At 75.0% G+C, this 21,919-nt stretch carries 16 protein-coding genes and 1 pseudogene; 10 read left to right on the forward strand and 7 right to left on the reverse strand.

From position 1 onward, the window contains the following. Window positions 1-65 precede the first annotated feature (65 nt). The 4 genes from purE to ACFWDO_RS11670 form a co-directional block, all read right to left on the reverse strand. Entirely contained in the window at window positions 66-605 is a 540-nt protein-coding gene (gene purE / locus ACFWDO_RS11655) for a 5-(carboxyamino)imidazole ribonucleotide mutase (RefSeq protein WP_380323354.1), read from the reverse strand. 85 nt (window positions 606-690) lie between these two features. Then, a complete protein-coding gene (locus tag ACFWDO_RS11660) occupies window positions 691-1,911 on the reverse strand; it encodes a 5-(carboxyamino)imidazole ribonucleotide synthase (RefSeq protein WP_380323357.1) in 1,221 nt (406 codons plus the stop codon). 114 nt (window positions 1,912-2,025) lie between these two features. Continuing rightward, window positions 2,026-3,369, reverse strand: a complete 1,344-nt coding sequence (locus ACFWDO_RS11665; protein WP_380323360.1) for an ATP-binding protein — start codon at window positions 3,367-3,369, stop codon at window positions 2,026-2,028. Window positions 3,370-3,393: 24 nt separating this feature from the next. Continuing rightward, the gene (locus tag ACFWDO_RS11670; protein ID WP_079569979.1) at window positions 3,394-4,077 is read right to left on the reverse strand and encodes a response regulator transcription factor; all 684 of its coding nucleotides are present in this window, start codon (window positions 4,075-4,077) and stop codon (window positions 3,394-3,396) included. Between the two features lie 164 nt (window positions 4,078-4,241). Between ACFWDO_RS11670 and ACFWDO_RS11675 the strand changes: the two genes are divergently transcribed. Together ACFWDO_RS11675 and ACFWDO_RS11680 are read left to right on the forward strand one after the other, a co-directional pair. After that, window positions 4,242-5,642 (forward strand): sensor histidine kinase, encoded by a 1,401-nt coding sequence (locus tag ACFWDO_RS11675; protein ID WP_380323363.1) that lies wholly within the window; start codon window positions 4,242-4,244, stop codon window positions 5,640-5,642. Continuing rightward, complete coding sequence (locus tag ACFWDO_RS11680) at window positions 5,639-6,373, forward strand: response regulator (protein ID WP_380323366.1); 735 nt, start codon at window positions 5,639-5,641, stop codon at window positions 6,371-6,373. Before ACFWDO_RS11675 ends, ACFWDO_RS11680 begins: the two co-directional genes overlap by 4 nt. 4 nt (window positions 6,374-6,377) lie before the next feature. Here ACFWDO_RS11680 and ACFWDO_RS11685 read toward each other — a convergent pair whose 3' ends face one another. Together ACFWDO_RS11685 and ACFWDO_RS11690 are read right to left on the reverse strand one after the other, a co-directional pair. Further along, window positions 6,378-6,599 (reverse strand): hypothetical protein, encoded by a 222-nt coding sequence (locus ACFWDO_RS11685; protein ID WP_380323369.1) that lies wholly within the window; start codon window positions 6,597-6,599, stop codon window positions 6,378-6,380. 63 nt (window positions 6,600-6,662) lie between these two features. Next, window positions 6,663-6,794 (reverse strand): hypothetical protein, encoded by a 132-nt coding sequence (locus ACFWDO_RS11690; protein ID WP_380346956.1) that lies wholly within the window; start codon window positions 6,792-6,794, stop codon window positions 6,663-6,665. Between the two features lie 346 nt (window positions 6,795-7,140). On the opposite strand from ACFWDO_RS11690, the pseudogene ACFWDO_RS11695 reads away from it, so the two are divergent. From ACFWDO_RS11695 to ACFWDO_RS11710, 4 genes and pseudogenes are all read left to right on the forward strand, one after another. Continuing rightward, window positions 7,141-7,935: pseudogene (locus ACFWDO_RS11695) on the forward strand (ABC transporter ATP-binding protein). Further along, entirely contained in the window at window positions 7,932-10,559 is a 2,628-nt protein-coding gene (locus ACFWDO_RS11700) for an ABC transporter permease (protein WP_380323372.1), read from the forward strand. The pseudogene ACFWDO_RS11695 and the gene ACFWDO_RS11700 overlap by 4 nt, the downstream one beginning before the upstream one ends. A gap of 57 nt (window positions 10,560-10,616) precedes the next feature. After that, entirely contained in the window at window positions 10,617-15,590 is a 4,974-nt protein-coding gene (locus ACFWDO_RS11705) for an FtsK/SpoIIIE domain-containing protein (protein ID WP_380323375.1), read from the forward strand. A 126-nt stretch (window positions 15,591-15,716) separates the two neighbouring features. Beyond that, complete coding sequence (locus tag ACFWDO_RS11710) at window positions 15,717-15,965, forward strand: WhiB family transcriptional regulator (protein ID WP_166849954.1); 249 nt, start codon at window positions 15,717-15,719, stop codon at window positions 15,963-15,965. A gap of 175 nt (window positions 15,966-16,140) precedes the next feature. Here ACFWDO_RS11710 and ACFWDO_RS11715 read toward each other — a convergent pair whose 3' ends face one another. Continuing rightward, the gene (locus ACFWDO_RS11715; RefSeq protein ID WP_380326889.1) at window positions 16,141-17,619 is read right to left on the reverse strand and encodes a sensor histidine kinase; all 1,479 of its coding nucleotides are present in this window, start codon (window positions 17,617-17,619) and stop codon (window positions 16,141-16,143) included. Window positions 17,620-17,682: 63 nt separating this feature from the next. Here ACFWDO_RS11715 and ACFWDO_RS11720 point away from each other — a divergent pair, with 63 nt between their 5' ends. The 4 genes from ACFWDO_RS11720 (at window position 17,683) to ACFWDO_RS11735 (ending at window position 21,872) form a co-directional block, all read left to right on the forward strand. Further along, window positions 17,683-18,204, forward strand: a complete 522-nt coding sequence (locus ACFWDO_RS11720) for a DUF2505 domain-containing protein (protein WP_380326886.1) — start codon at window positions 17,683-17,685, stop codon at window positions 18,202-18,204. Between the two features lie 211 nt (window positions 18,205-18,415). Then, entirely contained in the window at window positions 18,416-19,744 is a 1,329-nt protein-coding gene (locus ACFWDO_RS11725) for an extracellular solute-binding protein (RefSeq protein WP_380326883.1), read from the forward strand. 86 nt (window positions 19,745-19,830) lie between these two features. Continuing rightward, a complete protein-coding gene (locus ACFWDO_RS11730; protein WP_380346958.1) occupies window positions 19,831-20,949 on the forward strand; it encodes a carbohydrate ABC transporter permease in 1,119 nt (372 codons plus the stop codon). Beyond that, a complete protein-coding gene (locus ACFWDO_RS11735) occupies window positions 20,946-21,872 on the forward strand; it encodes a carbohydrate ABC transporter permease (protein WP_380325069.1) in 927 nt (308 codons plus the stop codon). The genes ACFWDO_RS11730 and ACFWDO_RS11735 overlap by 4 nt, the downstream gene beginning before the upstream one ends. The last annotated feature ends 47 nt before the right edge of the window (window positions 21,873-21,919 follow it).

Raw genomic sequence — 21,919 nt, forward strand, 5'->3', positions numbered from 1 at the left:
TGCCGAGGTAGTGGCCTGGACCACTACCTCGGCAGGATCGGGACTACCTCGCGGAGTGCGGCCGGTCAGGCGGAGAAGCCGGTGCTCCGCGCGCCCGCGCGCGCCGCGCGGAGCTTGTCGCCCTTGGCCCGGGCGACGTCGCCGAGCTCGGCCTGGAACGCGACCATCCGCTCGCGCAGGGCGAGGGACTCGTCGTCGGTCCCGGCCGCGAGGATGCGCGCGGCCAGCAGGCCGGCGTTGCGGGCCCCGCCGATCGACACCGTCGCCACCGGGACGCCCGCGGGCATCTGCACGATGGACAGCAGCGAGTCCATGCCGTCCAGGTAGCGCAGCGGCACGGGGACGCCGATGACCGGCAGCGGCGTGACGGCGGCCAGCATGCCGGGCAGGTGGGCGGCGCCGCCCGCGCCCGCGATGATCGCGCGCAGCCCGCGCTCGGACGCGCTCCGCCCGTAGTCGATCATCTCCGTCGGCATGCGGTGCGCGGAGACGACGTCGACCTCGACCTCGACGCCCAGCTCGGCGAGCGCGTCGGCCGCAGCCTCCATCACCGGCCAGTCCGAGTCCGACCCCATGACGATCCCGACGACGGGCTGCGTGCTCATGCGTGCTCCTTGCTCGTGGTGTCCTGCGTCTGGTCCGTGTGCTGGTCCCGTGTGCCGGTCCCGTGTGCCGGTCCCGTGTGCCGGTCTAGTCCGCGGGGCGCTCGCCCCGCAGCAGCGCGGCCGCGCCGAGGGCGCGCCGGCGCACGTCGTCGAGGTCGGTGCCGCTGACGTTGACGTGGCCGAGCTTGCGGCCCGGGCGGATGCCCTTGCCGTACAGGTTGACGCGCGCCTCGGGGAAGCGCGCGAGCACCTCGGGCAGCGCGTCCGTGAGGGCGTCGAGGGTGGAGCCCAGCACGTTGGCCATGACGGTCCACGGCGCGCGGGCGGCGGTCTCGCCGAGCGGCAGGTCGAGCACGGCCCGCAGGTGCTGCTCGAACTGGCTCGTCACCGCCCCGTCGATGGTCCAGTGGCCGGAGTTGTGCGGGCGCATCGCGAGCTCGTTGACCCACACCGCGGTGCTGCCGTCGGCCTCCCGGGTCTCGAACAGCTCGACGGCGAGGACGCCGGTGACGTCCAGCCCCTCGGCGACCGCGACCGCGATCCGGCGGGCCTCCGCGTCGACGGCCGGGTCCAGGTCGGGCGCGGGGGCCACGACCTCCGCGCACACGCCGTCGCGCTGGACGGACTCGACGACCGGCCACGTGCGCACCTCGCCCGACGGCCGGCGCGCCACCAGCGCCGCCAGCTCGCGCACGAACGGCACCTTGCGCTCCACGAGCAGGGCGGGGCCGCCGTCGGCGACGGCCTGCAGCCAGTCCGCGACGTCGTCCGGCGACGACACGACGCGCACGCCCTTGCCGTCGTACCCGCCGCGGGAGGTCTTCACGACCGCCTCGTGGCCGTCCTCGTCGGCCAGGAAGGCGGCGAGCGCGTCGCGCGCCTCCGCGGGGTCGGTCGGCAGCGCCGCCCACCGCGGGCACGGCAGGCCGAGGTCGGTGAGCCGGCGCCGCATGACGATCTTGTCCTGCGCCTGCACCAGCGCGTCCGGGCCGGGCCGTACGGGCGTGCCGTGGTCGATGAGGTCCTGCAGCAGCGCGTTGGGCACGTGCTCGTGCTCGAAGGTGAGGACGGCGGCAGAGGCCCGCCCGTCTCGGGGGGCGATGAGGTCGCGGATCGCCCTGTCGTCGCTCGCCACGCCCACCGGGGTGTCCGTGACCACCTGGGCGGCGGACGACGCAGGGTCCTCCACGAGGACGCGCAGGCCCACGCCCAGCTCGGCGGCCGCGGGGGCCATCATCCGGGCGAGCTGCCCCCCTCCGACGACGGCGACGACAGGGGCGGAGGCAGAGGGTCCGGTCACGGGCATCGAGGATACCGGCCGCCCGCCCCTCGCCGAACAGGCGGTTGCTCCCGGAACGCGGCCGGGTCCGGGCTCATACCGGGAGCAACCGCCTGGTCGGCGCCCGCAGGAGGTGCTGGGTCAGTCGCCGTGGTGGTGGAGCCAGCCGCGCCGGCGGCCGCGCGACGAGATGGTCGTGCCGGGCGGGAGCACCAGGTGCGGGTCCAGGGTGCGCGGAACGCCGGCCAGGAACAGCGCGAAGACCGGGGGGCGCCGCTGGACCAGGTCGAGCCGGCCGCCGTCGGCCGCCGCGAGGTCGCGCGCCAGGGCGAGCCCGAGCCCGGTGCTGCCGCCTGTCGTCGTGCCGCGCTCGAAGATGCGGGTCGCGACGTCGTCCGCCACGCCCTCGCCCTCGTCGGCGACCTCGACGGCCACGGCCCCGGTCGTGCCCGACGGGCGGGAGCGCACCGTCGTCGTGCCGGCGCCGTACTTGAGCGAGTTCTCCAGCAGGGTCGCGATGATCTGCGCCAGCGCGCCCGGCGTGGCGAGCACCTGCATCGCCTCCGGCACCTCGACGACCAGCCGGCGCCCCGCCCGCTCGAACGTGGGCGCCCACTCCTCCTCCTGCTGGTGCACGACGTCGGCCAGGACCACGGCCTCGGTCGTGCCGCCCTGCGACCGGCGCGACGCCGCGAGCAGGTCGTCGACCACGGTCACCAGCCGCTCCACCTGCTCGAGCGAGATGCGGGCCTCCTCGACGATCTCGGGGTCGTCGGAGGCGAGCGTGATCTCCTCCAGGCGCATCGTCAGCGCCGTCAGCGGCGTGCGGAGCTGGTGCGAGGCGTCCTGCGTGAACTGCCGCTCGGCCGCGAGCCGGCCCGCGAGCCGGTCGGCGGAGCGCGCCAGCTCGGCCGCGACCAGGTCGATCTCCTCGACCCCCGACGGCTCCAGGCGCGGGCGCACCTGTCCCGAGCCGAGCTGCTCGGCGGACGCCGCGAGGTACACCAGCGGCGCGGAGAGCCGGTTCGCCTGCCAGACCGCCACCGCGATGCCCGCCGCGATCGCGACGATGCCGGCGATGATCACCAGGACCACGGTCTGCGCGGACTTCACGTACGCGCCGACGGCGGACACCGTCATCGACACGGACACGTTCTGGTCCGTGAGCTTGGCCTTGTCGATGGTGGGCGCGGAGACCGGGTCCCCCGCCGTCAGCTGCGTGCCGTCGGGCAGCGTCACGACGACGTAGGCCGGAAGGTCTCCCTCGCTGCCCTCGGCGGCCCGCTCCACCATCGCCTCGGTGACGATGTCGCCGCGCTCGAGCGTGTTGTCGATGCTTCGCGCGAGCGTGTCGACGCGGCTGGTGATGCGCTGCTCCTCGATCGCGAGGACGTACCGGGCACCGAAGATGCCCAGGGGCACGCCGAGCAGGAGCACGGCGACGGCGACCGCCGAGATGGTCGCCAGCAGGACGCGGCGACGCACGAGGTCAGCCCTGGCCCGTCGGCGTCAGCTCGCGCCGAGCTCGAAGCGGAAGCCGAGCCCTCGCACGGTGGAGACGTAGCGCGGCGCGTTCGCGTCGTCGCCGAGCTTGCGGCGCAGCCACGACACGTGCATGTCGAGCGTCTTGGTGGAGCCGACCGGGTCGGAGCCCCAGACGTCGCGCATCAGGGTGTCGCGCACCACGACCGAGCCGGCGTTCGCGACCAGCACCTTCAGCAGGTCGAACTCCTTGGTGGTCAGGTGCAGCTCGCGGTCGCCCTGGAAGGCCCGGTGCGCGGACACGTCGACACGCACGTCCTGCGCGCGCAGCTCCTCGTCCTCGCCGGTCTCGCCGTGCGTGCGACGCAGGAGCGCCCGGACGCGGGCGAGCAGCTCCGCGAGGCGGAACGGCTTCGTCACGTAGTCGTCCGCGCCCGCGTCGAGGCCGACCACCAGGTCCACCTCGTCGGCGCGGGCCGTGAGCACCAGCACCGGGACCGTCAGGCCGGAACCGCGGATCTCGCGCGCCACGTCCAGGCCGTCCATGTCGGGCAGGCCCAGGTCGAGGACGACGATGTCCGCGTTTCCGGCGTTGTCAACGGCTCCTTGACCAGTTCCTTGCACGATGACGTCGTAACCCTCACGCGTGAGAGCCCGCGCCAAAGGCTCGGCAATAGCCGGGTCGTCCTCGGCCAGCAGTACGTGGGTCATTCCCTCATGCTAGCGGCATCATCGCTGGTCCTGGGACGTGAGAGCCGCCACGGTTTCCCGAGTCGCGCGCCCGGCCGCCGTCCACCCCAGGGCCGAGGTCGGCCGGCCGCCCGTCCGCCCCCGGACGGACGCGACCCCGGCGCCGCCCACCTACCCTGGCGGTCATGAGCTGGATCGAGAGAATGGGGCGCTGGTTCGAGGCGCACCGCTTCGGCGTCGACCTCACGACGACCGTGCTGCTCGCCGCGCTCGTGCTCAGCTCGGCCACCGACCTGTACTCCGCGGAGCCCTATCTCTCGCGCAACGCGTCGATCGCCTGGAGCTTCGCCCTCCTCGCCCCGCTCCCCTGGCGGCGCACGCGGCCCGTGCCCTCGGCCGTGGCCGTCTACGCCGTCGCGCTCGCGCACATCCTCGCCGGGTACCCGATGATCATGCCCGGCGACCTGCTGATCCTCGTCGCCCTCTGGTCCGTCACCGTCTACGGGCCCACCTGGTCGCACGTCACCGCGATCTGCTCGACGGCGGTCGGCAGCCTGCTCGTGCTGCCCGTCGCCGTCGCGATGCTCGGGGGCACCGGCACGTCCGGCCTCGCCGAGATGGTGCCCGTCGGCATCTTCTGCTTCGTCACCGCGCTCGCCGTCTGGGCCTTCGCCCTCGTGCGCCGCTCCCGCCGCGTCACCATGGACGCCCTGCGGGACCGGGCCCACCGGCTCGAGGTCGAACGCGACCAGCAGGCGCGGATCAGCGCCGCCGCCGAGCGCGCCCGCATCGCCCGCGAGATGCACGACATCGTCGCGCACTCCCTGTCCATCGTCGTGGCGCAGGCCGACGGCGGCCGGTACGCCGCCGCGTCCGACCCCGAGGCCGCCGTCCGCGCGCTCGGCACCATCAGCGACACCGGGCGCACCGCCCTCACCGACATGCGGCGCCTGCTCGGCGTGCTGCGCTCGCAGGACGACGAGGAGGCGCCCTCGGACGACGCCACCGGCCCCCGCACGCCGCCGCCCGGCACGGCCTCCGCTCCTCCCCCGGCCCCCGCCACGGGGCCCGCCCGCGACGACCGCGGGTCCCGGCCCGCACCGCAGCCCGGCGTGGAGGAGATCGAGGACCTCGTGGCGCAGGCCCGCGACGGCGGGCTGCGCGTGTCCCACGTGCGGGTCGGCGAGCCGCGGCCGCTCACCGCCGGCATGGGGCTCACCCTGTACCGCGTGTGCCAGGAGTCGCTCACCAACGTCCGCAAGCACGCCGGGCCCGACCCTGCCGTCACCGTCGCGGTGCGCTGGACGCCGTCGACCGTCGAGCTCGAGGTGCTCGACGACGGCCGCGGCGCCGCCGCCACCGGCGACGACCCCGGGTTCGGGCTGCGCGGCATGCGCGAGCGGACCAACCTGTACGGCGGCACCCTCGAGACCGGCCCCCGCCGCGGCGGCGGGTTCCGCGTGCACCTCGAGCTGCCCCTGCCCGGCGCGCCCGTGCCCGTCGCGCGCCCCGCCCCGGTCTCGGCCCCTGCCCCGACAGGCCCGCCGTCGACGACCGCCCCGACGACCCCCCAGGAGGACGCATGACCCCGCCCGCCACCGACGCCCCGCTCCCGGCCGGCCCGGCCGGCCCCCCCGGGGGCGGGCAGGCCGGCGTCGTGCGCGTGGCACTCGTCGACGACCAGCAGCTCGTGCGCGCGGGCTTCCGCATGGTCATCGACTCGCAGCCCGACCTGGAGGTCTCGCTCGAGGCCGGCGACGGCGCCCAGGCGCTGCGGCTGCTGGCCGACCACCGCGTCGACGTCGTCCTCATGGACGTGCGCATGCCCCACCTGGACGGGCTCACCGCGACCGCCCGGCTCACCGCGTCGCCGGACGCGCCGCGCGTCATCGTGCTCACCACCTTCGACCTCGACGAGTACGTCCTCGAGGCCATCCGCGCCGGGGCGTCCGGTTTCCTCCTCAAGGACGCGCCCCCGGAGGAGATGCTCGCGGCCATCCGCACCGTGCACGCCGGGGACGCCGTCATCGCGCCGTCGTCCACCCGCCGGCTGCTGGAGCACCTCGTCACCGCGCTGCCCGCCGACCAGGCCGCGCCGCAGCACGACGCGCTCGCCGCCCTCACCGACCGCGAGCGCGAGGTCCTGGTGCTCATGGCCCGCGGCCGCTCCAACACGGAGATCGCCGCCGACCTGTTCGTCGCCGAGGCCACGGTGAAGACCCACGTCGGGCGCATCCTCGCCAAGCTCGACGCCCGCGACCGCGTGCAGGCCGTCGTCACGGCCTACGAGACCGGGCTGGTCCGCCCCGGCTCCTGACAGGTCACCAGCCGAGGTGACGTCGGACGACGGCGAGCACGCGCTCCGGCTCGTGGCGCGCGGCCATCGCCGGCAGGCGGACCCGCACGGTGGCGGCGTCGGCCCCGATCTCGGCGTCGCGCAGCGCCGCCCACGATGTCCGCGAGCGCCAGCCGCATCGTCCTGCGGTGCCGCACCTTGCCGACGGCCGGCGCACCGAGCACAGCTGCCCAGCGGCGGGCGGCACGGGTCAGCGGACCGCGATGTGTGACGAGCACCTGCTCGCTCAGCGCCCACCACCGCAGCGCGGTCAGGTGGCAGGCGACCTCGGGGGCCCCACACCGAGCGTGATGAGCTGCGCACGGGTGACGACGCCGTGCTGCCGTCGCACGACCTCCGTCAGTCCCGCGACCCTGGCGTACACCTCTCGCGATCCGGTCATGTCGGTGATCGTCAGGCGGCGCGATGCCGGGTCGTGCTACGCGTCGGCCCGCTGTGGACGCCATGGCATCTGCGCGGCCTGTGGGCAGGCTCGCCGTCCCGAGTTGTCAGGACCACGACCACAGAAACCTGCGCGTGGTCCTGACAAGTCCGCGGGGGCGCAGGTCAGGGGGCGTTCAGGGTGCCGGTCAGGGTCGGTGTCATACCTGGGGATGACCTGGACGCCCGGCAGGACCCACCCTCGGGCCGATGTTCACGGCGACCGCGCTCCGTAGCGTCGGTGGTGTCCTGGTCGGCGGGCTCCTCGAGCTCGCGGGCCACCACCCCCGACACTCCGGAGAGCTCCCGTGGACACCACCGTGTACGTCCCGATCCCCGACGAGGGCACCGCCGCCCGCCCGACCGTCACCCCTGCGGTGCGCGCCCGCGCCCTGACCAAGACGTACGGTCGCGGCGAGGCGCAGGTGCGCGCCCTGGACGGGGTCGACGTCGACTTCGCGGCCGGCCGCTTCACGGCGATCATGGGCCCGTCCGGCTAGGGCAAGTCGACCCTCATGCACCTGCTGGCCGGCCTCGACAGCGCGACCGGCGGCCAGGCGTTCATCGGCTCCACCGAGGTGACCGGCCTGAACGACAAGGCCCTGACGGCCCTGCGCCGCACCCGCGTCGGCTTCGTGTTCCAGCAGTTCAACCTGCTGCCCATGTTCACGGCGGAGCAGAACATCACGCTCCCGGTGGAGCTCGCCGGCGGCACCGTCGACAAGGCGTGGTTCGGCACCCTCGTCGAGACGCTCGGCCTCAGCAAGCGCCTCACGCACCGCCCCAGCGAGCTGTCCGGCGGCCAGCAGCAGCGCGTCGCCATCGCGCGCGCCCTCATCGCCCAGCCCGACGTCGTGTTCGCGGACGAGCCGACGGGCAACCTCGACTCCCGCTCCGGCGCGGAGGTGCTGAGCTTCCTGCGCCGCTCGGTGCGCGAGCTCGGCCGCACGATCATCATGGTCACCCACGACCCGGCGGCCGCCGCCTACGCGGACCGCGTGGTCCTCATCGCCGACGGGAAGATCGCCGGCGACATCTCCGACCCGACCCCCGAGTCCGCCCTCGCCGGCCTCGACGCGCTGCGGACGGTGGCCACGCGATGATCCGCCTCACCCTGTCGCAGATGCGACGCAGCGCCGGGCGCCTCGCCGCCGCCGGCCTCGCGATCGTCATCGGCACCGCGTTCGTCGCGATCACCCTGCTCGCCGGGAACGTCATCACCCGCACCACCTACGACTCGATCGCCGCGCAGTACACGGGCGCCGACCTCGTGGTCCGCGGCGTCGTCGCCGACGACGCCACCCTGGACGCGGTGCGCGACGCCGACGGCGTCGCCACGGCCGACCAGCAGCTCATGTCGTTCCAGCAGCTCGAGGGCGGCGGGCGCACCATCTACCAGGGCGTCCTGGCCGAGCCCACCGACTCCGGCGTGCTGCCCCTCGAGGTGGTCGACGGCGCGCTGCCCGAGGCATCGGGCGAGATCGCACTGCCGACCGACGTCGCGGAACGGCTCAAGGCCACCACCGGTGACCAGGTCACCCTGGTGCGCAACGTCCTCGACGACCCGCAGGAGGGCACCTGGAAGGAGGTCCGGGAGCGGCTCACCGTCAGCGGCACCCTGAGCGACCCCTACGGGGCGTACTCGATGATGGGCGGCGCCGCCGTGGCGCCGGCCGCCGACGTCACCGCCTGGGAGGCCGACCAGCACGCCCCCGGCGAGGCGTCGACCGACCCCGCCACCGTGCTCGTCACGCTCGACGACGGCACCGACGTCGAGCAGGCCCGCACCGCCATCACCGGCGCCGTGACCAACGCCGCCACGGCCGAGGGCGCGGACACCGCGAACCTCAAGGTCGTGACGCCCGAGGAGCACGCCGAGGCCGTCGCCAACGAGATGACCGGCGGCGACAACGTCATCTTCACCGCGTTCGTGCTGGTCTTCGCGGCCGTCGCGCTGCTGGTCGCCGCGCTCGTCATCGCCAACACCTTCCAGGTGCTGGTGGCCCAGCGCACCCGCACCCTCGCCCTGCTGCGCTGCGTGGGCGCCGACAAGGGCCAGCTGCGCCGGTCGGTGCTGTTCGAGGCCGCGTTCCTCGGCCTGCTCTCCTCGATCGTGGGCCTCGCCGCGGGCATCGGGCTGGCGCAGGCGGCGCTGACGATCGGCGGGAACATGGACCTGGGCGTCCCCCTGCCCTCCACCGTGAGCATCACCGCCGCCGTCATCCTCATCCCGCTCGTCGTGGGCACCGTCGTGACGCTCGTCGCCGCGCTCGCCCCGGCCCGCGCCGCGACCCGCGTCGCCCCGTTGGAGGCGCTCCGCCCCTCGGACGCGCCGTCGGCCGCCCGGGGCGCCGGGCGCGTGCGCCTCGTCCTGTCGATCATCGTCTCGGTCATCGGCTTCGCCCTGCTCGGCGGCGGCGTCGCGCTGAGCACGGCAGGCGGCGAGCCCAGCATGGGTCTCCTCGTCGGTGTCGCCGGTGGCGCGATGTCGTTCGTCGGCGTCCTGGTGGGCTCGGTGTTCTGGCTGCCCCGCGCGGTGGCCCTCGCCGGCCGCCTGGTGGGCATGTCCGGCCCGACGGCGCGCCTCGCGGCCGCGAACACGCTGCGCAACCCGCGCCGCACCGCCGCCACGTCCACCGCGCTGCTCATCGGCGTCACGCTCGTCGGCATGATGTCGACCGGCGCCGCGAGCGCCCGGGTGACCATGGACACCGAGCTGGACTCCCGCTACCCCGTGGACGTCACCGTCTCGACCGACCTGTCGAGCGACCCCACGGCCGTCGCCGCCGGCGACAGCACGGTGACGCCCGTCCCGCCGGCGCTCGCGGACACCGTCCGCGACGTCGCCGGCGTCTCCGGCGTCGTCGAGACGCCCGCCACGGCGGCCACCGTCACGGGCGACGGCGTGGACGAGGGCCTCGCCCTCACGGTCCGCGGCGTGACGCCGGAGGACGCGGCGTCGGCGATGCGCAGCACGGAGACGGTCGACCCGCTCGCGAAGGGCACGGCCGTCGTGCCGGAGGACGTCGCCGACGTCTGGGGCATCACCGACGGGCAGGAGCTCACGCTCACCGGCCCGGACGGGACGCTGGCGGTCAAGGCGGCGATCACCGAGCTCGCCGACTCCTCCCTCGTGGTGGTCCCCGACGACCTCGCCGCCCTCGACGCCGACGCCCCGGTGACCAGCCTCTGGGTGGCGCTCGAGGACCCGAGCGACGCGGCCTCCGTGGTCCCGACGATCCAGGACGCGGTGGCCGACACCGAGGCGCCCGCGGACGTCGTTGGCGCGGCGGTGGAGCGCGCCGGCTTCCAGCAGGTGATCGACACCGCTCTGGGCATCGTCATCGGCCTGCTCGCGGCGGCCGTCGTGATCGCACTGATCGGCGTGGCGAACACCCTGTCGCTGTCCGTCATCGAGCGGCGGCGGGAGTCCGCGACCCTGCGGGCGATCGGCCTCTCGAAGGGCCAGCTGCGCGGGATGCTCGCGGTCGAGGGCCTGCTGATCGCGCTGGTCGGCGCGGTGCTCGGCGTGCTGCTGGGGCTGGTCTACGGCTGGGCGGGCGCCGCGGCGGCGCTCGGCTGGGCCGGCACCCCCGCGATCGTGGTCCCGTGGCGCGACGTGCTGGTGATGCTCGTCGTGGCCGCCGTCGCCGGGCTCGTGGCGTCCGTCGCCCCCGCCCGCACCGCGGTGAAGACCTCGCCGGTGGAGGCCCTCGCGAGCGAGTAGCGCGAGTTGTCCACAGGCCGTCCGTGACGGCCGCCCGGGGCGGGCACCCTGGAGGTCATGTCGGCCTCCGCGGTGCCCGCCCTCGTCGTTCCCGTGCGCGACGACGGTCCCGGCGACGGGGTGCGGCTCACGGTGCAGCCCGGCGAGGACGTGCTGCTGCCCGCGGGCGCCCCGCTCGGCGAGTGCCGGGCCGAGCTCGCGGCCCTGCTGCGCCGTCCCGAGCTGCGGCACGCGCCTCTGGCCGCCGACGGCGTCCGCGTGGGCGACGGCGACCTCGTCGGCGAACGGCCGCTGCTGCCCGGGGCGCGCCTGGTGGTGCCCGGTCGGGAGCACGGTGGGGAGCGCGGTCGGGAGCACGGCATCTCGGTCCTCGACGGCCCCTGGCTCGTCGCGCGGGCCGACGGCGCCGCCGCGGGGGACGTCCGCGCGGTCGCGCCGGGCGTTCGCACCTTGCTGCCGGAGGGCGGCCTTCCGCCCGACGACGGCGCGGAGCGCGGGGGTCGGTCCGCCGTCGGGGGCGGGGTGGACGACGGGGACCACGGCGCCCCCGGACGGGCGGGTGCCGCGCGGGCGCGGCGGGTGGTCGTGGGCGTGGTCGTGCGCGTGGACCCGCGCCGGCCCGACCGCGTCACCGTCCGGTCGACGTGGCGTGGCGGACCCGCCGGTCGGGCGGGTGCCGCGCGGCTGGTCCCGGAGGCATCGGCCCGGTCCGCGCCCGCGGGGGCCCAGCCGTCCGGCCGCCGACCGCGGCACCGCCGGGTGGGTCTGATGCCGCGCCGCTGGCCCCCGGGCACCCGCCTCGAGGTGCCCGGGGGCGCGGGCCCGTCAGCGTGGACGCTGCACCGCTCGGGGAGCGTCTCGGCGTGGCTGGGCGCGGACGCCCCGGGCCCGAGCAGCGCCGCGGCCCCCTCCGGGCCCGGCGCGGGCGCGCTCGCCGCCGCCGCGCTCCCCGTGATCGGCTCCCTGGTGCTCGCGGCCGTGCTGCGCCAACCGGCCTACGCGCTGTTCTCGCTGCTCGGGCTGGGCACGCTGGTGCCCCAGCTCGTCGCGGCCCGCCGGCGGCGGCGCGCCGCGGACTCGTCGGCGGGTCCCCCGGGCGCGGCGGTGCGGGCAGGCGCCGAGCTGCGGGACGCCGGGGGCCGCTCCCCGGTGGGCAGCTCCCCCGGCCCCCTGCTCGCGCGGCTCGTCGCCGCGCACCAGGCGTCCGACGGCGCATGGCTGGAGGCCGTCGAGCGGGCTGCGCGGCGCACCGCCAGGTCCCGGCCACCGGGTCTCCCCGGCTCCGGGCGCGGCCTGTCGGACCCGGCCCGGGGTGCGGGCGGTGTCGTCGCGGACCGGGTCCCGGACGGCGCGCTCGCGCTCGTGGGTCCGCGGCACGACGTGCTCGCCGCCGCGCGGTCGGTGGTCGTGGAGCTCGCCGCGGCCGGGGCCCGCGTGGACGTGCACGGCGACGCCGCCGACTGGTCCTGGTGCCGGTGGTTGCCGCGAGCCGGGCCGCCGGTGCTGGTGGTCGACCCGCACGACGGCGCGCTCCCGAGCACGCACGCCGCGGCCCGCGACGACGTCCTCGCCCGCGGCGGGGCCGTCGTCCTGTGCCTGCCCGACGACGTCCCCGTCCCGGCCTGGTGCCGCACGGTCTGGCGGGTGCGGGGCGGGCGCGTGCGGCGGACGGCGCCGGACGGCTCGGCGACGACCGGCCCCTTGGTCGGCGTCGACGACGCCTGGGCGGAGCGGGCCGCGCGCCTTGTGGCGGGGCTCGCCGGCCTGCGCCGCTCGCTCGGCGCCCTCGAGACCGGTGACCCCGGCGGTGCTGGAGCCACCGGAGGCTCCGGCGACGACGACCCGACCGACCCGCGCCTCCCCGGCGCGGTGCCCCTCGTGTCGCTGCTCGACGACGCCACCGACCCCGGCGCCACCGACCCCGGCGCCACCGATCCCGGGGCCGCCTGGGACGCGCCCCGCGGGTGGGCGGTGCCGCTCGGTCGCGACGGCCGCGGGCGCCCGGTGACGTTCGACCTGGTGGCCGACGGGCCGCACCTGCTCGTCGCCGGCACCACGGGGTCGGGCAAGTCCGAGCTGCTGCAGTCCCTCGTGCTCGGGCTCGCGCTCCGCCGGTCCCCGCGCGACCTCGCGCTCGCCCTCGTCGACTTCAAGGGCGGTGCGTCGTTCGGCCGGTGCGGGCGGCTGCCGCACGTCGTCGGCCAGGTGACCGACCTCGACCCCGGCCTCGCCGGACGGGCGCTCGCCGGTCTGCGGGCCGAGCTCCACCGGCGCGAGCGGGTGCTCGCGCGCCACGGCGTCGCCGACCTCACGGCCCTGCCTCCTGGGCAGGCCGACGCACCGCCCCGGCTGATCGTCGTCGTGGACGAGTTCCGCGCCCTCGCCGACGACCTCCCCGACTTCCTGCCCGCGCTGCTGCGCATCGCCGCGCAGGGGCGGTCGCTGGGCGTGCACCTCGTGCTCGCCACGCAGCGCCCCGCCGGTGCGGTGAGCGCCGACCTGCGGGCCAACGTCTCCGCCCGGCTCGCCCTGCGAGTGGTGGACACCGCCGACTCGCTCGACGTCGTGGAGACGCCGGCCGCCGCCCGGATCCTCCCCGGCACCCCCGGGCGCGCGGTGCTGCGGTGCGGGGCCGAGCCGCCCGTCGCGCTGCAGTGCGCCCATGCCTCCGGGCGCCCCGCCGCGGCGAGGTCCGTCCGGCGCGCCCCGGCATGGGACACCGCCCCCGCGCCCGCCCGGCCCACCGCGCCGGACCCGGAGCCGCCCAGCCCCGTCGCGGGCCTCCTGGCGGGCGTCGTCGGGGGCGTCGTCGGGGGCGTCGTCGGGGACCTCGTCGGGGACCTCGTCGACGCCTGCGTGTCGGCTGCGGCGGCGCGTGGCCTGCGTCCCGGCCGGGCCCCCTGGCTGCCCCCGCTGCCGGAGCGGGTCGGGCCCGACGAGGCCGCCGCACTCGCCGCGGACGGCGCCGACGGGGCCGACGAGGCCGACGCCGCGGGCGGTGCCGACGGAGCTGACGGCGCCGACGATCCCGCCGACGCGCACGGTGTCGGCGACGCTTCTCCCGGCCTGCCCGTCGCCCTCGGCGACGACCCCGCGCGCCAGCACCGCGCCCTGCTGCGCTGGGACCCGGCCGCAGGGCACCTGGGCGTCGTGGGGCACGCCCGCTCCGGCCGGACCACCACGCTCCTGGCCCTCGCGGTCGCGGCCCTCGACCGGGGCTGGCACGTGCACGCGCTCGCGCCCGCCGGCGCGCTGCCGCGGTTCGCCGGGCTCGGGGGCCGGTCGGGGTTCGGCACCCTCGCCGGCCCCGGGTCCCCGCGGCGCGCGGGGCGGTTGCTACGGCTGCTCGCCGCGGCGCCTCCGACCGCACCCACGCTGGTGGTGGTGGACGGCGTCGAGGAGCTGCGCGCGGCGCTGGCGTCGCCCGACCCGTGGGACCCGCTGGTGCGGGCGCTCGCCGTCCCGGGCCTCGCGTTCGCCGTCACGTCCGACGGCGCGATGCTCGGCGGGCTCGGAGCCACGGTGGGGCCGCGCGTGGTGCTCCTCGGGCGCGAGCCGCACGCCGACGTGCTCCTCGGCGCCCCGTCGGACCTCGCCGGGCGGGGCGGGCCGCCCGGTCGCGCGGCCTGGGTGGGGCGCGAGCAGCTCCTGTGCCAGGTGCTCCTGCCCGCCGACGGCCCCGCCACCGACGCCAGCACCAGCACCAGCACCAACCCCGCCCGCGACCGCGCCACCGACCGCGCCACCGACCGACCTTCCCCGGTGCACCCGGGCGGGCGGCCCCACGTCGTGCGCGAGCTCCCCGCCGCCGTCGACGAGCGCGATCTCGCGCCCGCCGGTCGTCACCGCGAGCCGGTCGGGCGGGACCCTGGCGTGAGCGACGGGCTCGACGTCCCGATCGGCGTGGGCGGCGACGCCGCAGTCCCGGTCGCCCTGGACGTCGCGCGGGGTGCGCTGGTCACCGGTCCGCGCGGGAGCGGCCGCACCACGGTGCTGCGACTGGTCGCCCGGCGGCTCGCGGCCACGGGGCGGCTCGCGGGCGTGGTGTCGCGCGACGCGGCCCTGCGCGGCGACGCGGGGGCGGCCCCCGCCGTGGCCCCGTCGGCGGCCACCCTGGGCCCGCTCCTCGACGACCTGGGCCCAGGGGTCCTCGTCGTCGACGACCTGGACGCGCTCGCCCAGCAGCACCCGCTGGAGGCGGACCGGCTCGCGTCGTGGATGGAGACCGGCGAGCACGCGCTCGTCGCGGCGGCGACGACGGCCGCGGCCACCCTGGCGCACCGCGGCGCGCTGGCCGAGCTGCGGGCCCGGCGCACCGCCGTCGTCCTGCACCCGGGCGAGCGCGGGGCCGACGAGGTGCTCGGCGTGCCGCTGGCCGACGCCGTCGACCCGGGCCCCGCGCGGCCCGGCCGCGGGGCGCTCGTGGTGCCCGGCGGCGTGGTCGCGGTGCAGGTCGCGCGGCCGGGCGACCGTCTGGCCGCGCGGTCCGCGGCCGGACCCGCGGGGCGACGTCCGGGATCAGCGGGTGGTCGCCTCGACCACGCGGCGCGTCATCACGGCGACGAGCACGGCGGCGGCCACCAGCAGCAGCCCGACCCCCGCGAGCACGGCCCAGGCGACCCCTGCCGTGAACAGGCTGACGCCGACGAGACCCTGCATGATCTGCCACACCACGACGGGCGCGCGGCCGCTGCGCCGGCCGGCCCACAGCGCGCGGCACGACCCGACGAGCAGCCACCCGAGGCCCACGAAGAACAGCACGAGGAACACGCTCACGGCTACGCTGTCGGAGGCACCTCGCACCAGCTCGACGCCGATCATCACGGCGGCGGAGGCGAGCAGCAGCACCTCGATCCCGACCCCGGCAGCGACCACCCGCAGCCCCGGCGGGCGAGACCCCTCGGGAGCGCCGTCGGTACCGGGCGAGGGGGTGACAGGAGGGCGCATGACACGTCAGAATACGTGCGACCTGCGGTTTCACGACAGTGTGATCAAGCACTCACGCTTCATGCCCGAGAAACTTCTCCGTAACCCCTTGTGCGGCGCTTCACGAGGTGTGACGCTGGACAGCAGATCAACCCCCACCCATCGGACCCGGTTTCGCGCGCCCTCACGCGCCCGCTGAAGGACCGGGCCCCCCTGCACCGAGGAGATGACATGGACTGGCGCCACAAGGCCGCCTGCCTCGACGAGGACCCTGAGCTCTTCTTCCCCATCGGCAACACCGGCCCCGCCCTCCTGCAGATCGAGGAGGCGAAGGCCGTCTGCCGTCGCTGCGACGTCGTGGACACGTGCCTCAAGTGGGCCATCGAGTCCGGTCAGGACGCCGGCGTCTGGGGCGGCATGAGCGAGGACGAGCGCCGGGCGCTCAAGCGCCGCACCGCGCGCGCCCGCCGCGCCGGCTGACGCCAGCCGACCGACGCCAGCAGGACCAGCAGGACACGGCGCGCCGGCGCCGAGACGACGAGGGACGGACCGCACACCGTGCGGGTCCGTCCCTCGTCTTTCTGCGTGCGTCTTTCCTGCGTACGCCTTTCCGGCGTGCGTTGTCCTGTGCGGACGCCGGGACCCCGCGACGGAGCTACCGGGGCGCCTGTGCGTCCCGCAGCACCATCTCCAGCACCACCTGCGTCCCGCCGCCCTCGCGCACCTGCCAGTCGATGGTGCCCCGCAGCTCGTTGGTGACCAGCGTCTGCACGATCTGCGACCCGAGCCCGCTGCGCGACGCGCGGCCGAGGGTCGCGATGCCCTCCGGCATCCCCACTCCGTCGTCGGCCACCACGACGCGCATCGACGCACCGTCCCGCTGCACGTCGATCTCGACGTTGCCCGACTCCCGCCCCGGGAACCCGTGCTCGACGGCGTTGGTCACCAGCTCGGTGAGGACCAGCGCGAGCGGGGTCGCGTCCTGGGCGGGCACCATCCCGAACGAGCCCGTCTGGCGGGTGCGCACCTGCGTGCGCGTCGAGGCGACGTCGGCGGCGAGCCGTAGCGCGCGGCTCAGCATGTCGTCGAGCTCGACGTGCTCGTCGAGGGTCTGCGAGAGCGACTCGTGCACCATCGAGATGGTCGCCACCCGGCGCATCGCCTCCTCCAGGGCCGCGCGCGCCTCCGGCACGTCCATGCGGCGGGCCTGCAGGCGCAGCAACGCGGCGACCGTGGCGAGGTTGTTCTTCACGCGGTGGTGGATCTCGCGGATCGTCGCGTCCTTGGTCATGAGCTCGCGCTCACGACGGCGCAGCTCGGACACGTCGCGGCACAGCAGGACGGCGCCGATGCGCTGGCCGCGGTCGGTGAGCGGCAGGGCGCGCAGGGACAACGCCACGCCCTTGGCCTCGATGTCGGTGCGCCAGGGCGCGCGCCCCATCACGACCAGCGGCAGGGACTCGTCGACCGTGTCCTGGTGCTGCACGATGTCCGCGGTCACCTCGACCAGCGACTGCCCGACCAGCGGGCCGATGACGCCCAGCCGGTGGAAGCAGGACAGCGCGTTCGGGCTGGCGTACAGCACCTCGCCCTCGGAGTTCAGGCGGATCAGCCCGTCGCCGACGCGCGGGGCGCCGCGACGCGGGCCGGTGGCCGCGTTGGGCGCGGGGTACTCGCCGCGCGCGATCATCGCGAGGATGTCGTCCGCCGACTCCACGTAGTTGAGCTCGAGGCGGCTGGGCGTGCGCCCCGACCCGAGGTTCGTCTGCCGGGCGACGACGGCGATGGCCCGCCCGTCGTGCACCACCGGCACGGCCTCCTCCCGGACGGCGTACGCGCCGAACCAGCGCGGCTCGCGGGATCGCTGCGCCCGCCCCTCGGTCATCGCCGCCGCGAGCTGCGGCCGCTGCCCGTCCGGCGCGAGCGACCCGACGATGTCGTCGTAGTGCACGGTGGCGCCCGTCGACGGGCGGCACTGGGCGAGGGCGACGAACCCGCCGTCGGCGGTCGGCAGCCACAGCACCAGGTCGGCGAACGCGAGGTCTGACACGAGCTGCCAGTCGCCGACGAGCAGGTGCAACCACTCGACGTCCCCTTCGGAGAGGTCGGTGTTCTGGGCGATGAGGTCACTCATGGCGGACACGCCCACCAGGGTACGGGCGCCGCCGCGCTCCGCCGTCGTCGGTAGGGTGACCTCGTGCACCTGACCGTGGAGCTCACGTACGCGGCGCCCGTCGACGACGTCGTCGCGATGCTCGCCGACGAGGCGTTCGTGCGCTGGCGCGCGGGCCGGGGCCTCGGGGGCAGCGTCGAGCAGACCGACGTGACCGGGAGCCCGGCCGACGGCTTCACCATCGCCGTGCGCCGCACGCTGCCCACCGACCAGATCCCCGCGCAGGTCCGCCCCTTCGTCGGCGACCGCCTGGAGGTCCGGCAGGCGGAGGTCTGGGAGGCGCGCAGAGGCGACCTGCGCACGGGAACGATCGCCGTCGAGATCGCGGGCGCACCCGTGCGCGTGACGGGCACCGTCCGACTCGAGCCGCTCCCCGACGGCGGCACCCGCCAGGTCTACGACGGCGAGGTCCGGGCCACCGTGCCGCTCTTCGGGGCGGCCGTGGCCGAGGCCGCCGCGCGGGCGGTCCGCACGACCCTCGAGGCCGAGGGCTCGGCCGGCCGGGAGTGGCTCGCCGAGCGTGCCGCACCGGGTGAAGACCGGTAACGATCCGGACAAGGCCGCCGCTCTGAGCGGCGGCTGACCTGGGGCGACGCCAGCGCCGACGTCACGATGCGGTATCGGCGCCGACCCGAGGCTTGACTTCCGCACCTCGCGGCGGCCAGCATCTTCCCTGGCTGTGGGAGCGCTACCACCATGGAGGTGGGAGCGCTACCATCCTCCATCTCGCAAGCCCGAACCAGACAAGGGAGTCACCGTGCTGAACAGCACCCGACCCACCCGCCGAGCCCGCCGCGCCGTCGCGGCGACGGCCGGCGTCGCGACCCTCGCCCTCGCCCTGACCGCCTGCGGCAGCTCGGACGACGGCGGCGACAAGACCGCCTCCGGTGACGAGAAGATCACGCTCACCGTCGCCACCTTCAACGAGTTCGGGTACACGGACGAGCTCCTCGCCTCCTACACCGACAGCCACCCGAACGTGACCGTCGAGCAGGTCAAGGCCGCGACCTCCGAGGACGCGCACACGAACATGAGCACCAAGCTCGCCGCGGGCGGCGAGGGCCTGGCCGACGTCGAGGCCATCGAGGTCGACTGGCTGCCCGAGCTGGTGCAGTTCCCCGACCTGTTCACCGACCTGAACAGCGACGAGATCAAGGGCCGCTGGGCCGACTGGCGGACCGAGCAGGCGTCGACGCCGGACGGGAAGCTCATCGGCTACGCCACGGACACGGGCCCCGAGGCCATCTGCTACCGCTCCGACCTGTTCGAGAAGGCCGGCCTGCCGACCGACCGCGAGAAGGTCGCCGAGCTGCTCGGCGGCAAGGACGCCACGTGGGAGGACTACTTCGAGGCGGGCAAGAAGTTCGTGGAGAAGTCCGACTCCGCCTGGTTCGACAGCGCCGGCGCCACGTACCAGGGCATGGTCAACCAGCTCCCCGCCGCGTACGAGGACGCCTCGTCGGGCGAGCCGAAGGACCTGGCGACCAACACGGAGATCAAGGACCTGTACGACCAGGTCCTCGCGGCCGCCGACACGGACGGCCTCTCGGCCCACCTCAAGCAGTGGGAGGAGGACTGGCAGGCGGGCTTCCAGAAGGACGCCTTCGCCACCATGCTGTGCCCGCCGTGGATGACCGGCTCGATCAAGCAGTACGCCGGTGGCGTCGACGGCTGGGACGTCGCCGACGTCTTCCCCGGTGGCGGCGGCAACTGGGGCGGTTCGTTCCTCACCGTCCCGGCGTCGGGCAAGAACACCGAGGCGGCCAAGGAGCTCGCGGCCTGGCTGACCTCGCCCGAGACCCAGACCAAGGCGTTCGAGAACACGGGGAACTTCCCCTCGCAGATCGACGCGCAGAAGTCGGAGCAGGTCCAGTCGTTCACCAACGACTTCTTCAACGACGCGCCGGTCGGGAAGATCTTCACGGCCCGGGCCGACGCGATCACGAGCGCCCCGTTCAAGGGCAAGAACTACTTCTCCATCCACACCACCGTGCAGAACGCGATCGACCGCGTGGACCTCAACGGTGACGACGCGGAGAAGAGCTGGCAGGGCGCTCTCACCGAGTACAAGGCCCTGGGTCTCTGACCCCCGCTCCCCGAGCACACCGGGCCGGGTCGTGGCTTCGCCACGGCCCGGCCCGGCCCCCGACCGGCGACGCACAGGAAGTTCCCATGGCTGTCTTGTCCCCCACGAAGTCCCCGCACCGCGGCGGCGCCACCGACGCCCGCTCGGCCCGGCGGGTCGGGTTCTCCCAACGCCTCGGCCGTTGGGACCTGAAGCTCTCCCCCTACCTGTACGTCTCCCCGTTCTTCATCCTCTTCGCGATCACGGGCCTCTTCCCGCTCGCCTACACGGCGTTCGTGTCGCTGCACGACTGGAACCTGCTCGGCGGCCAGGGAGACTACGTCGGCCTCAAGAACTTCGCCGACGTCCTCGCCCAGCCGTTGTTCTGGAAGTCCCTGGTCAACACCTTCTCGATCTTCGTCCTGTCGAGCGTCCCGCAGGTGGTCCTCGCGATCACCATCGCCGCGCTCCTCGACCAGAACCTGCGCGCCGCCACCTTCTGGCGGATGGGCGTGCTGGTGCCGTACGTCGTGGCGCCGGTCGCGGTCTCCATGATCTTCGGCCGCCTGTTCGCCGACCAGTACGGCCTCATCAACGACATCCTCGGCGTCGTGGGGATCGACCCGGTCGCCTGGCACGGAGACCGCCTCGCCAGCCACGTCGCGATCGCGACGATGGTCAACTTCCGCTGGACCGGGTACAACGCCCTCATCTTCCTTGCGGCCATGCAGGCCGTGCCGCGCGAGCTCTACGAGGCCGCCGTCATCGACGGCGCCGGGCGTGCCCGCCAGTTCTTCTCCATCACGATCCCGCAGATCCGCGCGACCATCATCTTCGTCGTCATCACGTCGACGATCGGTGGGCTGCAGATCTTCGACGAGGTCCGCATGTTCGACAGCCAGGGCATCGGCGGGCCCAACAAGGACTGGATGACCACCGTCGTCTACCTGTACGACACGGCGTGGGGCAACCAGAAGAACCTCGGTCGAGGCGCCGCGGTCGCGTGGCTGCTGTTCCTCATCATCATCGTCCTCGGCATGATCAACTTCCTCATCACCCAGCGGATCGCGCGCTCCGACGCCCCGAAGGCCAAGATCAGCCGTCGGCAGACCAGGGCCGTGATCGCGGCCCGGCGCCGGTCGGCCGCCGCCGCGCAGCCCCACCCGACCACCACCGAGCCGGCGGCGACGCCCTGGCACCGCACGACCACGGGAGAGGACCGATGAGCTCCGTCGCCGTCACCGCCCAGACCGCCGGCCCCCGTGCCGCGGCCGCCGCCGCGAAGCGCCGCGACCGCAGGTCCGCGAAGGCCACCCGCACCGCCCAGCGTCGCCCCGGCAGGCTCACGTACGTCCTGCTGACGCTCGCACTCCTGATCTCGGTCTTCCCGCTGTACTACACGCTCCTGCTCGGGTCCTCCGACCCGGTCGCGATCGCCAAGAGCGCCGTGCCGCAGTGGCTGCCCGACGCCAGCCTGTTCACCCAGTTCCGCCACGTGATCGAGGCGACCCAGATCAACTTCTGGACCGCCTTGGTCAACTCGCTGATCATCTCGGTCGTGTGCTCGCTGTCCGTGGTGCTCTTCTCGACACTGGCCGGGTACTCGTTCGCCAAGCTGCGGTTCCGCGGCCGGGGCCCGCTGCTCGTCTTCGTCATCGCCACCATGGCGGTCCCCGTGCAGCTCGGCGTCATCCCGCTGTACATCCTCATGACCGACATCGGCTGGATCGGCAAGATCCAGGCGGTGATCCTGCCCAGCCTCGTGGCCGCGTTCGGCGTGTTCTGGATGACCCAGTACCTGTCCGAGTCCCTGCCGTACGAGCTCATCGAGGCCGCGCGCGTCGACGGCGCCTCCATGTTCCGCACGTTCTGGTCGATCGCCCTGCCGGCGGCCCGACCGGCCGCCTTCATGCTGGGCCTGTTCACGTTCGTGCAGATGTGGACGATGTACTTCTGGCCGTCGATCGTGCTCAACAACACGAACCCGACGCTGACGTTGGTCGTGCAGTCGCTGCAGGCCAACTTCTTCGTCGACCTCTCCCTGGTGATGGGCGGCATCTTCCTGGTGACCCTCCCCCTGCTCATCCTCTTCGTCGTCGTGGGCAAGCAGCTGGTCGCGGGCATCATGTCCGGCGCCGTCAAGGGCTGACGCCGCCCGTCCGAGTACCTGTCGTCCCGCCCACGCAGCCGCGCCGT

The organism is Isoptericola sp. NPDC060185, assembly GCF_042728595.1.
Taxonomy (GTDB): Bacteria; Actinomycetota; Actinomycetes; order Actinomycetales; family Cellulomonadaceae; genus Isoptericola.